Annotated in this window: 14 protein-coding genes and 5 tRNA genes; all 19 read right to left on the reverse strand. The window is 28.9% G+C overall.

Annotated features, from left to right (window positions below; genetic code table 4):
• Positions 1–134: 134 nt before the first annotated feature.
• Positions 135–959 (reverse strand): ABC transporter permease subunit, encoded by an 825-nt coding sequence (locus tag MBOVPG45_RS02905; RefSeq protein ID WP_013456634.1) that lies wholly within the window; start codon positions 957–959, stop codon positions 135–137.
• Complete coding sequence (locus MBOVPG45_RS02910) at positions 946–1,920, reverse strand: ABC transporter permease family protein (protein ID WP_013456385.1); 975 nt, start codon at positions 1,918–1,920, stop codon at positions 946–948. The genes MBOVPG45_RS02905 and MBOVPG45_RS02910 overlap by 14 nt, the downstream gene beginning before the upstream one ends.
• Positions 1,921–1,985: 65 nt before the next feature.
• Positions 1,986–2,663 (reverse strand): ATP-binding cassette domain-containing protein, encoded by a 678-nt coding sequence (locus tag MBOVPG45_RS04980; protein WP_013954679.1) that lies wholly within the window; start codon positions 2,661–2,663, stop codon positions 1,986–1,988.
• Between the two features lie 4 nt (positions 2,664–2,667).
• Positions 2,668–3,204 (reverse strand): ATP-binding cassette domain-containing protein, encoded by a 537-nt coding sequence (locus MBOVPG45_RS04985; protein WP_318023776.1) that lies wholly within the window; start codon positions 3,202–3,204, stop codon positions 2,668–2,670.
• A 125-nt stretch (positions 3,205–3,329) separates the two neighbouring features.
• Positions 3,330–4,121 carry an alpha/beta fold hydrolase gene (locus MBOVPG45_RS02920; protein ID WP_013455955.1) on the reverse strand — a complete coding sequence of 264 codons (792 nt, stop codon included), beginning with the start codon at positions 4,119–4,121 and terminating at the stop codon, positions 3,330–3,332.
• A 153-nt stretch (positions 4,122–4,274) separates the two neighbouring features.
• Positions 4,275–4,541 (reverse strand): 30S ribosomal protein S15, encoded by a 267-nt coding sequence (gene rpsO / locus MBOVPG45_RS02925; RefSeq protein WP_013456065.1) that lies wholly within the window; start codon positions 4,539–4,541, stop codon positions 4,275–4,277.
• 90 nt (positions 4,542–4,631) lie between these two features.
• Complete coding sequence (locus MBOVPG45_RS02930; RefSeq protein ID WP_013456459.1) at positions 4,632–5,519, reverse strand: FAD synthase; 888 nt, start codon at positions 5,517–5,519, stop codon at positions 4,632–4,634.
• Between the two features lie 31 nt (positions 5,520–5,550).
• Positions 5,551–6,393, reverse strand: coding sequence for a YcsE-related riboflavin metabolism phosphatase (locus tag MBOVPG45_RS02935; RefSeq protein ID WP_013456636.1), 843 nt, complete (start codon positions 6,391–6,393; stop codon positions 5,551–5,553).
• Positions 6,386–7,252 (reverse strand): tRNA pseudouridine(55) synthase TruB, encoded by an 867-nt coding sequence (gene truB / locus MBOVPG45_RS02940; RefSeq protein WP_013456468.1) that lies wholly within the window; start codon positions 7,250–7,252, stop codon positions 6,386–6,388. The genes MBOVPG45_RS02935 and truB overlap by 8 nt, the downstream gene beginning before the upstream one ends.
• A gap of 70 nt (positions 7,253–7,322) precedes the next feature.
• Positions 7,323–9,689, reverse strand: coding sequence for a protein translocase subunit SecDF (gene secDF / locus MBOVPG45_RS02945; RefSeq protein WP_013456399.1), 2,367 nt, complete (start codon positions 9,687–9,689; stop codon positions 7,323–7,325).
• 36 nt (positions 9,690–9,725) lie between these two features.
• Positions 9,726–10,688 (reverse strand): Holliday junction branch migration DNA helicase RuvB, encoded by a 963-nt coding sequence (gene ruvB / locus MBOVPG45_RS02950; protein ID WP_013456191.1) that lies wholly within the window; start codon positions 10,686–10,688, stop codon positions 9,726–9,728.
• Positions 10,669–11,265, reverse strand: coding sequence for a Holliday junction branch migration protein RuvA (ruvA, locus tag MBOVPG45_RS02955; RefSeq protein ID WP_013455950.1), 597 nt, complete (start codon positions 11,263–11,265; stop codon positions 10,669–10,671). The genes ruvB and ruvA overlap by 20 nt, the downstream gene beginning before the upstream one ends.
• A gap of 363 nt (positions 11,266–11,628) precedes the next feature.
• Positions 11,629–11,713 (reverse strand) — tRNA-Leu (locus MBOVPG45_RS02960).
• Between the two features lie 8 nt (positions 11,714–11,721).
• Positions 11,722–11,797, reverse strand: a tRNA-Thr gene (locus MBOVPG45_RS02965).
• Between the two features lie 2 nt (positions 11,798–11,799).
• Positions 11,800–11,875, reverse strand: a tRNA-Val gene (locus MBOVPG45_RS02970).
• 3 nt (positions 11,876–11,878) lie between these two features.
• Positions 11,879–11,954 (reverse strand) — tRNA-Glu (locus MBOVPG45_RS02975).
• 5 nt (positions 11,955–11,959) lie between these two features.
• Positions 11,960–12,034, reverse strand: a tRNA-Asn gene (locus tag MBOVPG45_RS02980).
• 180 nt (positions 12,035–12,214) lie between these two features.
• Complete coding sequence (locus tag MBOVPG45_RS02985) at positions 12,215–14,074, reverse strand: P68 family surface lipoprotein (protein WP_013456429.1); 1,860 nt, start codon at positions 14,072–14,074, stop codon at positions 12,215–12,217.
• Positions 14,075–14,268: 194 nt separating this feature from the next.
• Positions 14,269–14,979: a signal peptidase II gene (locus tag MBOVPG45_RS02990; protein ID WP_013456158.1), complete on the reverse strand. Its 711-nt coding sequence runs from the start codon at positions 14,977–14,979 to the stop codon at positions 14,269–14,271.

Below are 14,979 nucleotides of genomic sequence, written 5' to 3' on the forward strand. Positions count from 1 at the left end.
ATATTTTAAAAACAACATTAACATTTTATATTACATTTAATAAAATACATGCTAAAACTAAAATTTTGTTAAAAAAAATATGAAAATAAAAGCCTATTTTATAGGCCTTTTAGAAAAATACTCCACTTAACTTATTAATTGAATCTATTTATTTTCTTTGAGAAAATAGCATAAATTGTTAGTGGTATAAGAACTGAAATTACAGCTCCAGCAGCTTGAATGGCTGTATTTTCAAACTCAGCAGATTCTTTTCCTAAGTTTAAAAATCAGATTGTTATATTTGTAAAACCTTTTACATTGCTTGTTGATGGAAGCACAAATGTTGGCCACAAATAGTCATTTCAGGCTGTAATGAAAGCAAATACAATCAACAAAAAGTATGCCAATTTCAATTTTGGCAAGTAAACATATGTGATTTTCTGATTTCACTTGAGATTGTCATTTAGCATAACTTTATACTTTTCATTATGAGCACTTTTAGCTAAATCTCACACATAGGTAAATGTAAAGAACGAAAATATAGAATTAGATACAAATGAAAATGCTGTTCCGTATAAATCTAACCTTATTAAGAAAGTTTTTAGACTTAAATAGATTGAAAATTCAGGTACTAAGCTTATTACTAAGAAGAAATTTTGAAATATTTTCTGAAACCTGTTATTCATTTTTAAAAGACCTGCAACAGCCATAGAATAGGTTACAATTCTTAGAGTCATTAAAAATAAAGCAAATAAAGATGTGTATCCAAAAGCGACTCAAAAGTCTTTTTTATAGGCTTCTGCGTAATTTGACCAATTTCACTCTTGAATTGTTAGTGTAGCTTTATTATCAGTTATTGTTTTGGGCGAAACTAATGAATGAAGTAATAAATAATAAAGCGGAAAAAGCAACATAATACATAAAAGGCCAATTAGCGCAAATTTAAGTATTCCAAAAAATATTTTTTTAGCTAGTAGCATTTGAAACCTTTCTTTGCTTTATTTTTAAGTTTATTTTCTTAAATAGATTTACAATCTTTTTAATAGTTTTAGGTCTTAATAATTGAAGTAAGCACAGTAATGAAACTAAATATGCAAAACTAAAGAAAGCTGACGAATAACCCCTTGGATAAGTCAAAACCGGATTACTACCTAGTCCTAAATACTTAGCAGTATAACTAGTCAGCGTATGAGCTTTTTCTAAATCTAGGTCAAATGAACGTTCTAAAATGGCTTGTGGATACATAAGGGATGAAAATATAAAATTAGTAAATAGTATTGAAAAGAACACTTTTGATATTTCATTTGCATATACATACTTAACTTTTTGGGCTCTTGATAAATTGTCGCACTTCATAAGTTTTGCGTATTTTAGTTCACCTCTAGATATTGCTGCAGCAAAAAGAACTAAATTAAATGGCAATGATCTTCATATTTGATAAATTACATAATAAATTCATATTGAAATTCTTTTGCTTCCTGATGTAAAACTATATTTATCTAAACCAATAAGGTAGAAAAATAAGCCTTTGCTTCCAAAAAATAATGTAAAAGCAATACCTACTGCAAAACCAGAAATAAAGAATTGAGAATAAATTAGTGATAGGATTGCTCTTTTAGTAACTGTCGAAACTATTGAATTAATAATTAAAGCAAACGCTAGTGCTAAAACCATTGAAATACTCGTGCCAGCTAATAATACTATTGTCGAATTAAAGATTGCAGCTTTAAAATTAGGATCGGATAATATGCCATCATAATTTTGAGTGCTAATTACATACCTTGTTAGATCAGCTGGATTGGGATTATATCTAAGTGATTTTATAAATGTGTGTATTATGGGAGATATAGTAAAGAAAAAAATGCATAAAATTAGTGGCAATATAAGTAGAACTATTTGTGCTATGGATAATGCTTTTCGCTTTGTTTCATTATTTTTCATGCTTCCTCATTTGATAAGTTGCATTTATTTGTCTATGCCTATTTTATAGGCTATTTAGACTAATTTTATTTACTTCTTAATACTCTATTGCCATAGATATCAAAAGCTAAAACATCTTCGAATTTGTAGCTAACATTCACTCTTTGCCCAATTGAAATAGTTCAGTCTTTAGTAACTAAAGATCAAACCTTATCATTAAACTTGGCAGTATAATGAATTTTGTCGCCGAAGTCTTTTCTATCAATGATTTCAAAGCTTCCGTTTTGATCTTTAATAATTGTAAGTTTATTATGCCTTATGTAATAACTAATATTATCAACAGTGCCAATATAGTTAATTTCAGGAGAACCAATAAATTTAGCAACAAAGAGATTATTTGGATCTTCATACATATCAGCACCTGAACTAAATTGCTGAATAACTCCATTATCCATCAAAATAATTGAATCGCTAAGCTTTAAAGCATCTTGCTGATCGTGCGTAACAACAATTATGCTTAAATTAAATTCTTTTTTAATGTTAATTAATCATTCAATAGTCGATTCTTTAATCTTAGCATCTAATGCCGAAAAGGGCTCATCCATAAGTACCAAATTAGTCTTTTTTATAATACCTTTGGCAAAAGCAACTCTTTGCTTTTGGCCACCAGAAAGCTCATTAACATTTTTATGAATAAACTCTCCTATGCCTATTTTGTTAGCAACAATTTCAAACTCTTTTTTGAATAAAGTTTTTAGTTTCATAGACTTAAAAAAACCAAATTTGTCTTTGATTTTTTTTGTCAAAAAACAGTTTTAAAACAAGTATGAAAAAGTTTAGTTTTTTAGAAATCTTTGAGCTTTTTGACTTAAAAATCTTTTCTAAATATGGATTATATTTAGAAACTAATTCAGGATCATTTGCATTAGCAAAATATTCATTAAAAAACGCAAGTCTGACACTATCAACTCATTTTTCATAGTTTTTGGCGCTTAAAAAAACATTATTAAACACACTGACATTTTCATAAATTGAGTTCTCTTGCATAATGTAAGAAATTTCGTGAATCTTAGGATTATTCTCAATATTAATTTTTCCAGATGTTGGCTTTAAAAAACCAAGTAGTAAATTTAAAAGTGTGGTCTTTCCAGAACCAGAAGGACCAAGGAGTGCTATTATTTGATTTTTTGGTATTTCTAGCTTGTCAATCTTTATGCTCTCATTTTTTTGTTTTTTGTAGTATTTGAAAATTAAATCATTTATTTCAATTAAATTATCTTTTTTCTTTACTTCATCTAAATTCATAATTATATATTATAAAGCATTATTGAAATACTAAATAATTTGTAGAAACAAATTTGACTAATTCATTTAATTTATAAGCCTAAAAGAAAAAATAAGCTAGCAACTTTTTTGCTAACTTAGTAATGTTATTTGTTTAGGAATTTATCCATTGCATCGATAAAAACTGGTCAGTTTTCTAAGTAAATGATGTGTGATGATTTAGGAACAATAACGCTTTCTAGATTTTTAACATGTTCTTTGAAATATTCTAAGCACGATTCGCTATCAATAACCCCATCTTTTTCACCTAAAATTAGCAATGTAGGCACTGTTATAGAATCTAATGAACTCTCAATTTCGTCATAAAGACTAGCATCCATTGACATTGTTAACTCTTTAATATATGGGTTACTAAATCTTTCAGGATCAAAAGCTTTTTTAACTTCTTCGCTAAACTCAGAGTTGGCAATTAGTGCATCAAAATTATAGTATAGTGGTCTTAAGAAATCATGATATTCAGATAATGTTTTGGGTTCAAAATTTCTCTTATATTTGCCCTTGCTTAAAGAAGTTGTCTTATTAATTGGTGCAATATAAATTAATTTTCCAATTAAATCTGGTCTTAGTTTGTAGGCTAATGAAATGGTTCCGCCGCCCATCGAATGGCCAATTAAAGTAACATTTTTTAATCCATTATCAACAATGAAGTTAATTAATAACTGTGCAAATTGATACACACTAAGCTTATGATCTTTTACTGGTTTAACTAAATTGTTGCCAGGGAATTGAAGTGCATAGTAGTTAGTCTTAGTTCAGTAATTTTGAAACATTTCAAAAATTTCAGGTTTAGAATTATGACCATGGCAATATATTATTGCACCGTCCTTATTGTTGTTGTCCTTAAAGGCATATTCATAGTCATAAATAACTTTTTTCATATAAAATTCCTCTTTCCATATCTATATAAGTTTATAAAAAATGGTAATAAATATATTATACACAACTTGCTTTTGACAGCTTTTTTATAGATATGTATGTGAAATTTTTGGTCTTATTAAAAAAAATAAAAGCACTTGTGTGCTTTTCAAAAATTATTTTCTTAAATTTAATTCAGCTAAAACTTTGTTGTAAAGTTCAAAGTTTTCCTTCTTTAAGTGTTGTAGCAAAATTCTTCTTTTTGTGATTTTTGCTATAAAACCACGTCTAGAGTGATTGTCTTTTGGGTTAGCCAAAAAGTGTGGTTTTAAGTCCTCAATTTCAGCTGTTAAGATAGCTATTTGGACAAAAATATTACCTGTGTCCTTTTTGTTAGCTCCATATTTAGCAACAATTTGAGCTTTTTGTTCTTTTGAAATCATTCTAAATCTCCATATATAAATATGTTTTACCCTAGTTTTAATTCATTAATTAAACCAAGTATAAAATTGCATTGTTGAAAATAAATGCTTTTATATTTTATCATAATTAGGTCTATTAAGCAGTATTTTTTTGGCTTTTATTATGTCTTCATCTAAAAATATATCATCAGCAATTGAACTTATAAATCTTAATGATTTTAGCACTCTAATTCTAGATTTTAAATCAGTTACTCCTGATTTTAGTTCAAAATCAAGGAATTTAACTTCAAGATTGTCTATATTGGCCTTTAAAACAGCATAATAAGTCATTTCATTTATTTCAATATAGCATAAATAAATACCGTCTTTTAATGGCACAATATTACTATCAGTTACTAAATTAACTTTATTCTCATTATCATCTGCATTTATCTGCGCACTAAATGAGTAAATGTATAAATTAAGCGAATTAACTAATTCAATATCACCAATTTCTATGCAAGATTTTAAAAATGTTGTAGAAACTTTGATATTGTCGCCTATTTTTACAATGTCAACAGGATGAACTCTTTCAGCACCAACAAAATTCATAATTGTATCTATATTCCCTTTAGCATTCAGACCAAATCGAAAGTCCTTACCCACTACAACATCTATTGATTCATCTTGATTTTTCAACAATTTTTTCAGAAATGAATCAGCATCTAGTGCTCATAATTTTTCAAATTCTAAATATATGCCGTTAGTAAACCCTAGATTAGCAAATTCTTGGATTCTGTTTTCAAAGTTTGTAAAAATGTAGCCATCTTTGTTTTTGAACATATGTTCTACATCTTTAAAAAACACGATCACAATATCACGTGCACTATTTTTTTTAATTTCTTTTGCTTTTTCATACAAGAAATTATGACCTAAATGGAAACTCTCAAAAACACCAATTAAATAAATTGGATTATTGAATTTTGGTAGCTTATCAAAACTATATACATTAAAACTCATATTTAAAATTATATATTTTGTGCACAGTAAATTACACTACTAATCCTAATTCCCTAAGTTTTAAGTAAACACCATTATGTTCACAATCTAGTGTTACATCATTAGCAACACTTTTGACTCAGTTATTAGCCCTCATCATTGCAACACCATAGGCAGCGTCTCTTAACATTTCATAATCATTTGAGCTATCACCAAAAGCAATTAAGTTTTTGTCTCTGTTTATATTCAAATATTCACAAAGTCATTTTAAAGTTGATGACTTTGTTGAATTCTTTGGTCCAATAAATACACCTTTGCTTCATCTTGCGGTTATTTCTAGGTTCATATTATGTTGTTTAATTAGCTCTTTCGCTTTTTCTGAACACATACTTGAATCTTCTTCAGTCTTTGTTCCTAAAGCAATAATGTGCATATGATTCTTATCAACTTTATTAAAATCCATATCTATTATTTTGTCTATATGTGGCTTTAAGAATCATGAATCAATTATCATATTAGGAGATTTAAATGCATTGTTTATATCAGTTAAAAGGAAGTTTTCACAGTGCTTAAAATCAGAGAATTCAGAATATAAAACTTTTAGCTCATTGTATTTAATTATTTTTTCATAAATAATTTTTTTGTTTTGCACATCATAAACAAATGCACCATTTGCACCTATAAAATAGTCAATGTCGTTAGATTTATTTAATAACTCACCAATAGTTACAAACTCTCTAGCTGATGCTAGAATAGTTGTTATGCCTTTAGATTTTAACTGTCTAAAAGTATTTAAAACGGTTTCATTAAATTGTAACTGACCATGTTCTAATAAAGTGCCGTCAATATCAAAAGCAGCAGCTTTAATATTGTTTTGTATTTCAATTCTAGTCATCTGAAACTCCTTTTTCTATTTCATTGATTCTTTTGCCAAATAATTTCTTAACTTTTACTATTTCGTTATCAACACTAATAATGCCTCAATTTATTTGCTTTGTTTTTAAAATATAATCGCCATTAGCAATGTTTTTATTATTAATAATGCTGATGCCATTTTTTAATTTATTAATCTCAGCAATAGACGGCTCATAGTGTGGAATAGAAAATAAATGATTGTCACTTATTGCAACAAAACCATTACCATTTAACAGTGATATATCTAAATTACCAATTTTCACTCTATCTAGTTCTGTCATATAAGCATATGTGTTTAGGTACAGTCCTAAGTCATTTACTAAGCTTCTTATATATGTGCCTTTTGATACATCTACATAAATCACTAATTGTTGTTTTTCAATGTTAAAGCTTATTATTTTAGCACTAAATACTTTTATAGGTTGCTTTTGTAATTTCACTTCTTTGCCACTTCTGGCTAAATTATAGCTTCTTATTCCATTTATCTTTTTAGCACTAAATGAAGGGGGTATTTGTTCAGTTTGGCTTTCTAATCATTTGCATACCTTCAGAACATTATTGTTGGTGAGTTTATATTCTGAAGAATTAATTACTATTCCTTCTGAATCGTAAGTATCAGTTTGCTTTCCAAATTGAATGGTAGCAACATAAGACTTATTATTATGTTTAATATAAGGAATTAATTTTGTGTCATCATCAGTTGCTACTAATAAAAGCCCTGAAGCTAAAGGGTCAAGTGTTCCTGTGTGGCCTATTTTTTTTATCATATTTTCTTTTGCAAATGAATTTATGATTGCAAATGAAGAGTGGCCTTTAGGTTTATTAAGCAAATAAAACATAATGTAACCTCCTTGCTTCAAAAAGTTAGGATACTTATTATATTAAAAAACACCACATAGTGGTGAATTTTTATGCTAAATAATTATTAATTCCTGGGAAAACTTGCTCAGAAGGTTCATTAGGAAATACTCAATATTTTGTGTCAATTCTATGTTGGACTTTCATTTGCCGTTTTTCTTCTAATTTACTTCATACAGCAACACCAACAAATAGTGTTGAATAAATTGCAACTACAACCAAAATTAACATAATGACACTTGTAAATATATCAATAGCGCCAACAAATGCAATAAGGGTTATGAAGACTAATGCGGAAACTATTAAGAAGAACAAATTATTTTTAAATGATTCGTAGAAAATACTATTTGAAACATATCTAACTTGTTCTTTGCTTAATGCCTCATCTTTTTCAAATAAATTCATTTTTGATTTAACAGAGCCAAAAATGATAAATGTATTAGCAACGGTTAGCAATATCACTCATAAAAATGATTGAATTGTGTATACATTTAATGGTATTCTTAACACTAAGAATACAGCAAATGTTATTAATAAATTTTGAACTAAAGTTGTGATTATAGCAATAGAATATGTTCATTTAAATCTAATCAAAGAATAAATGATGATTGCAATTATTGATATACCTAGAATAATTCCAAATTTAGTAAATTCTAAGTTTATATTAACTTTAGAAGCTTCAGCAAAAAGACCTGTTAAATTAAATCCAGCCCAAGCATCTTTATTAATTGATGCTAAAGTAATGAATGTAATAATTGCAGCACTAATAAATATTACAGGTGCAATAACAGTTAATTTTGACTTGTTAACATAGTTAACTTTTTTGTATTTTGCTTCGGTGTTAAATTTGCCAATTTTTTTAGATACTATGCCAAGCAAATTAACTTTTTTGTCAAATAAATCAGTATTAACACATAAAAATGTTAGATATCTATTGATAATTAAAATTGCAATGATACCAAATATTGAGCCAAAAGTAATCATTATTGAAAATCCTTGGGTATTTGGTGTTCCTAGGAAGAAGAATATTATTGACAATATCAAGGTGCCAATATACATGTCAAATGACGATATAAAATTAGCATTAAGGGCTGTTTTATAAGCTTTTTTGACTTTTGATTCACCTTTATAAATTTCATGCTTAAATCTATTAAAAGCTGTGAATAAAGGTATTGAGTTTATAACTAACGAAGCAAAAAGACCTGCAAAACTAGATGGTGAATACTCGCCTCTTAAAACTGTAAACATTAGTAATGTTAAAAATATGTATAGTGCCATTGAGATAACGCTTAGAGAACCTAATAAGCCATAATTTACCATTAGCATTATTGAAACTAATGAGAATGCAACAGCTAAAGCTATTCATATGTAGTTAAACTTGAATTCACTTTTCTCTTTTGTGAATAAAACTGGTTCACCGTATATTTTTAAATTTAAGTTTTTATTAGAACCAAAGTTAATTGAAGAAGCTAAGGCATCTGAAGTAGATTTTTTAGTGTCAGTAGTCGTTATTACGAAAGTCTCATCATTTAAAGGTCTGTTAATTTCAGTAATATTAACTAAATATTTAGAGCCATCAAATTGACTTTTCTTAATAGTGTTTAATTTTCTTAATTGTGGATCCCATGGCCTGTTGCCAACAAATGTGAAGTTTGCAGCATTTTCTTTCGCAGCTATTCAGTCATTTTTAAAAAGTGGTGTATTAGCAAATCTATACAATTCATCAAGGTTTGTCCACATGAACATTATTTTTTCAGGCTGTTTAGAAATATGCTCAGTAGCTTTTTGTCACTCTAAAATAGCTTGATTATCTTCTAATTTAGCAGTAACTTGATATCTTGAAGCAATTGGATTAAACCTTACAGTAGCACTGTCAGTTTTAAGAGGAACTGCATATTTTTCAATATTACTATAATCAATTTTTAATTTATCTTTATCAAAGTTAGCAGGATCGGCAAACTTACCATTGATAAAAAGGGGGTTCATATTTATGTCTGTTACAACTAAGCTACTTTTTTTAATAATTGAATTCTCAAACTCGGCTTTTTTTTCTGAATCAGCAAGCGGTTTATTTCTAGTTACTTGAATTATTCCATTACCGATGACAGCTACATTAGCTGAAGAGTCATTTGTACTAGAAAAACGATACTTTAGTGATTGCCCAATATCATTCAATACTTTATTTGAGGCGGGCAATTCTTTATTATCATTTTGAATTTTAGCCTCAATTTGATATCTCACACCTTCACCATATTCTATTGAACGATTAGCTTGCTTAAAAATTGCAAAGAATGCACCGCAAACAATAGCACATATTATGCCCACAATAGAAAGAGAAAGTAAGAGTCATCTTTTTCAGTTCGTTGGGCTAAATAGATTCTTAAAAAAAGTCTTAAAGTTAGTTTTAAAGTTTGACATAATAGACTATATTATATATTATTAGTACTTTTTGTTTTAAGTATAAATATTAAGATTATTTTTTATTAGATAATCAACTCCTTTTGTGGTTATTCTTCTGCCTCTAGGGGATTTTTCAATAAGTTGCAAGTACAGTAAATAAGGCTCAATATCATTGATTAAGTTGTCCTTGTTCATATTTAGAATTCCAGAAATTGCATCTATTGAAACAAATTTATCATAAAATGAATTGCTAAGCAGTGATAAGTATTCAATATGTTCTTTGTTAAGTCCTAAGTCAAAGAGTTCAAGATGCTTAAATGTTAGATATGTGGTTTTTGCATCAATAATATTCTGATTATTTTTTAATGAAAAGTCATATGCTCTTTTTAGTAAATGATTAGCAATTCTAGGAGTATTTCTAGAATATTTTGCCAGAAGCATTAATACTTCATTATCAGTTTCAACTTTTAGCTTTTTCTTGCTGTTTTGCAGTATTTTAACTATTTCTTCATTACTATATTGGCTTAGTCTAGCAAGTAGGCCGAATCTATCCTTAAAAGGCTGACTAAGCAAGTTTAATTTAGTCGTGGCACCTATTAATGTGAAGGGCTTAAGATTCATTCTCATAACCTTAGAATTTCCCTCAGGACCTATAATTATGTCAATTTTGAAATCTTCCATAGCATTATAAATTATTTCTTCTACCGATTTATTAATACTATGTATTTCATCAATAAATACAATGTCATTTTCATTAACATTTGCAAATACACTTAGAACATCTGACTTTTTCTCTAATAAAGCTCCTTGTAAATAGTGAACTTTTTTGTTTAATTCATTGCCAATTAAAGATGCTAAAGTTGTCTTACCAGTACCTGGTGGTCCATAAAAAAGAATGTGGTCTAACACTTCATTTCTATGCAGAGAGCCATCAATCATTGCTTTTACTGTAACTATTAGTTTTTTCTGACCGATAAACTCTTTGAAGCTGGTTGGTCTAAGCAGTAGCTGGTTCATAGTTTTGAGTAGAAATTAATTTAATTGCTTCTTCAATCATTTTTTCAATATCATCAGTTGTTGACACCTTTGCTAATGCATTATCAATTTGCTTAGTTTTAAAACCTAGCATCTTAAGTGTTTCTTTAGCTTCAGATATTGTGTTGGTTGATACACTTATTTTTGCAACTTCTTTAGGACTAATCATTTTTGACCATTTAGCCTGTAATTCAGCCACAATCAGCCTTGCCATTCTGGGGTTAAGATATGGAATTTTAATGAGAGCTTCAACATTGCCTTCTGCTATTAACGCTGATACTTTTTCGAATCCAAAATTTAATATATTGAATGCTGCTTTTGGTCCAATGCCATTAAGAGATATTAAATCAACAAATAGTAGTCTTTCTTTAAAATCTTTAAAAGCATATGTTGCATACTGATATTCATTTTTTATTTCAAATAAATACAACTTGCATTTTTGCTTAACATCAACCCTTTCTGGATCTGGCAGTATCAATGAATAACCTATCCCTTGACTTTCAAATATTATGTTTGAGTTATGTTTATGAATTATTTCACCTATTCTATATAAAATCATTTTTTACCTCCAAAACAATATGGCTAAATTGCTAATAATAGTGTCAAAAAAGAAAAAAATGGGAAAATTGTCGCATTTTTCCCATTTTGGATGGTTATAAGAATAAAGATAAAAACAATTGAAATATAACAACAAAAAATGAAAATTGTTTTTTAAAGAGAGAGAACATTAATAACACACAATGAAAAACACAAGAAAAAAAGAAATATGTAAATAATTACATCAAAGGAAAAATTAAAATGTGTTTATAAACAAAGAAAAAAGAAAGGAGAAATGTGTGTTATTAATTAAACAATGTATACAATAAACGAACAAATAAAAAGGTGTAAAAAAAACTCTTTTCAGAGTATAAAAAGAGAATTTTGGTGCGCGGGGAGGGACTTGAACCCTCATGCCGTTAAGCAATAGAGCCTAAATCTATCGTGTCTGCCAATTTCACCACTCGCGCTCAAATTATGGTGCCGCCTATAGGACTCGAACCTACGACCTACTGATTACAAGTCAGTTGCTCTACCAACTGAGCTAAGGCGGCAATGGTGGAGAATGAGGGGCTCGAACCCACGACCTGCGCCTTGTAAGGGCGATGCTCTCCCAACTGAGCTAATTCTCCAAATGGTAGTCTGTACGGGGATCGAACCCGTGCATGCATGGATGAAAACCATGTGTGTTAACCGCTTCACCAACAGACCATTTATGGCGCCGATTACAAGGATCGAACTTGTGACCAACTGGTTAACAGCCAGCTGCTCTACCGCTGAGCTAAATCGGCAACCTGCTTCAACATAAAGCTTTATTATTATATATCAAAAAATATTTATAAAAAGAAAAAAATATTTATTTGCTTAGCACCTTGAAAATGCATTTTTATTATATAGCAAATTTATTAAAAAATAAGCAGATTGAATTTTTCTGCCTATTTTTTGTTACTTATAAACTGTAGGTGCGCTTGCTATTTTGGGGTGTTTTGAACAGATTGCTTAAATCCTTCAACTAGTTTATCTGCATCTGCAATTTCATGACCATCATGAATAGTTGATCTGTATAATGCTCCATCGATTGCGCCTGCAATTTGACTAGTAGCATCATCAGTAACTGATGCTTTAACTAAAACTTTATCTTTATTCTTTTCTAGATTTAGTATTGATTGAAGAGAAACTAAAGCACTTCTTAAATTATTTAAAGTAAAGAATTTTTTGTTTGCTACTTCTTTTTCAGTTTCGGTAGCGTTAGGTTTCTTTTCGATTTCTCTTACTTCTTTAAGAAGTCTTTCGATTTCATCTTTCATTCATTTTTCATTAGCATCACTAATTACATCTTTAAGTGGCATTATGTATCCAGATAACTTAGCAAATGTTTTCCAGTTTTCTTCTTCTGTTCCAGTGTGAGTGTTTTTTCCTGTGTATAGTCATGATAAGAATTTCTTAGTAGCCCTGTTTTCAGGTGTATTAGTGTCTCTTTCTTTAGATGTGTCAACAGCCAAAATACTTGATCCACCTTCAGCAAAAATTTGATCTTTGCCTTCAGACATTAATGTAAGTTGTGGTAATAAATAAACATCTTCAAACTTAGCATTATTTTTTTCAAAGTCTTTAACTAGTGTTCCATCTTTTAATTTTGAAAATAGTTTTCTAGACACACTTGAAAGCATTCTTTGATTAGTTCCAACACTAGCTAAAATGCTAATAGCGCTCTTAAATTCACGAATGTTTCATGAACCTCATTCTTGTATCCCATGTTCCATATACTTAATTGATGAAAATACTTTGCTATTTTCGTTAACTTTCTTTACATGTCTTTTAATTGACTTAGTTGTATATGTATCTCATAATTCTTTAAATATTTTTACATATTCAGGATTATTTGGAAGATTGTATTCAACACGTGTTGGCTTCTTTTGATCGCCAGTTAAAACTAATTTTCAAATGACATCGTTTTCAGTTTTTCCAATTCTAGACTTAAACTCTTTTAAAAATGCTTGAGCATTGTAGTCAATTGATAAAACTTCACCAGTGATTGTGTCAGCGTCAACTTTACTTTGATCTAATGTTGTTCCATCATGAAATTTAACAGCTAATTCACGTATTTTTTCCATTGATTTAAAGGTCTTTTCGTCAACTTTAAAACCTTTAAATGGTTCACCTTCTTTGAGTTTTAGTGCTCTTCAAATGCTTTTTTCTGGTAAGTCATTACCTTTGCCAGGTTGTGCTGCTTCTTTAGCTCTTTTTGGAATATCTGCAGTTCAGTCAACTTCTCCTTTACCATCTTCAATCATTTTAAGCATAAAGTAAAGTGCATCTAAATTAAATGCCAATGCATCTGTGTCAGCATTATCAAAAGGTATGTTGTAAACTCTAGATTTATCTGCTTGACCTGATAATATAGAGTGTAGATCAGCTATGCTTTGATTAAATATATCTTTTTTAATTCCAACATCACTAAGGTCCATTAATCTGTTATATTGGTTAATTACGTATGCGCCAGATTGAGCACCAAGAATAATGTTTGGAACATCCTTAAAGTTTCCTGATTCTATATTGTCTTTTGCTCTTCTAGCTAAAACAAATTCTGATGTTGTATTATGATCATCAGCATAAGACATCTTAACAGGCATAAAATCTTTTTGGCCTTTAAATGTTTTGTTGTAATACTCTGCAAAAGGTGCTAATCCACCAGAAAGAGGTCATGATTTACGGTGACCTATTTGAAATACTATAGATTTTGTTTCATTACCGTCCCCACATTTAGCAGCAACTATTGGTGCTAATGCCATTAGTGGAGCTATTCCTCATAGTAGTTTTTTTGCCTTCATTTAAAACCTCATTACAAATAAATAAAATAATTAGAAACTAATTATCTAAATATATATTTTAAAACTTATGCAAAATTAATTGCTTGAATGTGGAATTATCCATATTTTTAGCCTTAATTTGTGCTATTTTTAGCATTTTTGAAAGAACTAGCTAATTTTAAGAAAATAAAAAGGCATATTGCCTTCTTTAAAATTTAATTAGCTTTATTAGCACTATTAGCTTGTTCTAAAACAACAGGATCAACCAATAATTCATTAATCATATTTTCTTCATATAAGTCTTCTTTATTAGGCAATAAGAATGTTTTGACTAACACAGCAATTGCCATAAATATTGCTGCACCTATAATGTAAGTGTCTGCAAAATTAAATGTTCCTAGTTCTCTATTTGATCACTTTTCAATAAATGGTGAAAATATAATATCTTTAACTGTGTTATTAAATCTCATTCTGTCAATGAAATTACCTATGTCGCCTGCCGCTACTGCAGCACATAAAACAATCATTAAATTTGTTTTTACAAAAAGCGGGATTGTTAACAAGAAAACGAATAAAAGAATGCTAGTAAAATGGATGAAATTAAAAGTTGCATTAGAAAGCTGACCGAATCTAGAAAAAATGGTAACACCATGGTGGGCAACTGACCTAAATCCAATTATTCCATAGTCAAATACTACTGTAGGATCTCCCCTAAACCCTGAAGAAGCACTAGGATCAGGAACTGGATAAAAATAAACATTTTTAGTTACTTGATCAATTACTAATAAAATTACAAATGTTACTATAAATATGGCATATTTGATTAATATTGATGTGTAATTTGTCTTTATGTAAACTTTTCAAGAACTATAAAATGTTTTAATTCTCTGTATAAAAGTTTCTTTGTTTTCTTTTTTGTTTCTCAT

Source organism: Mycoplasmopsis bovis PG45, from assembly GCF_000183385.1.
GTDB classification, from domain to species: domain Bacteria; phylum Bacillota_I; class Bacilli_A; order Mycoplasmatales; family Metamycoplasmataceae; genus Mycoplasmopsis; species Mycoplasmopsis bovis.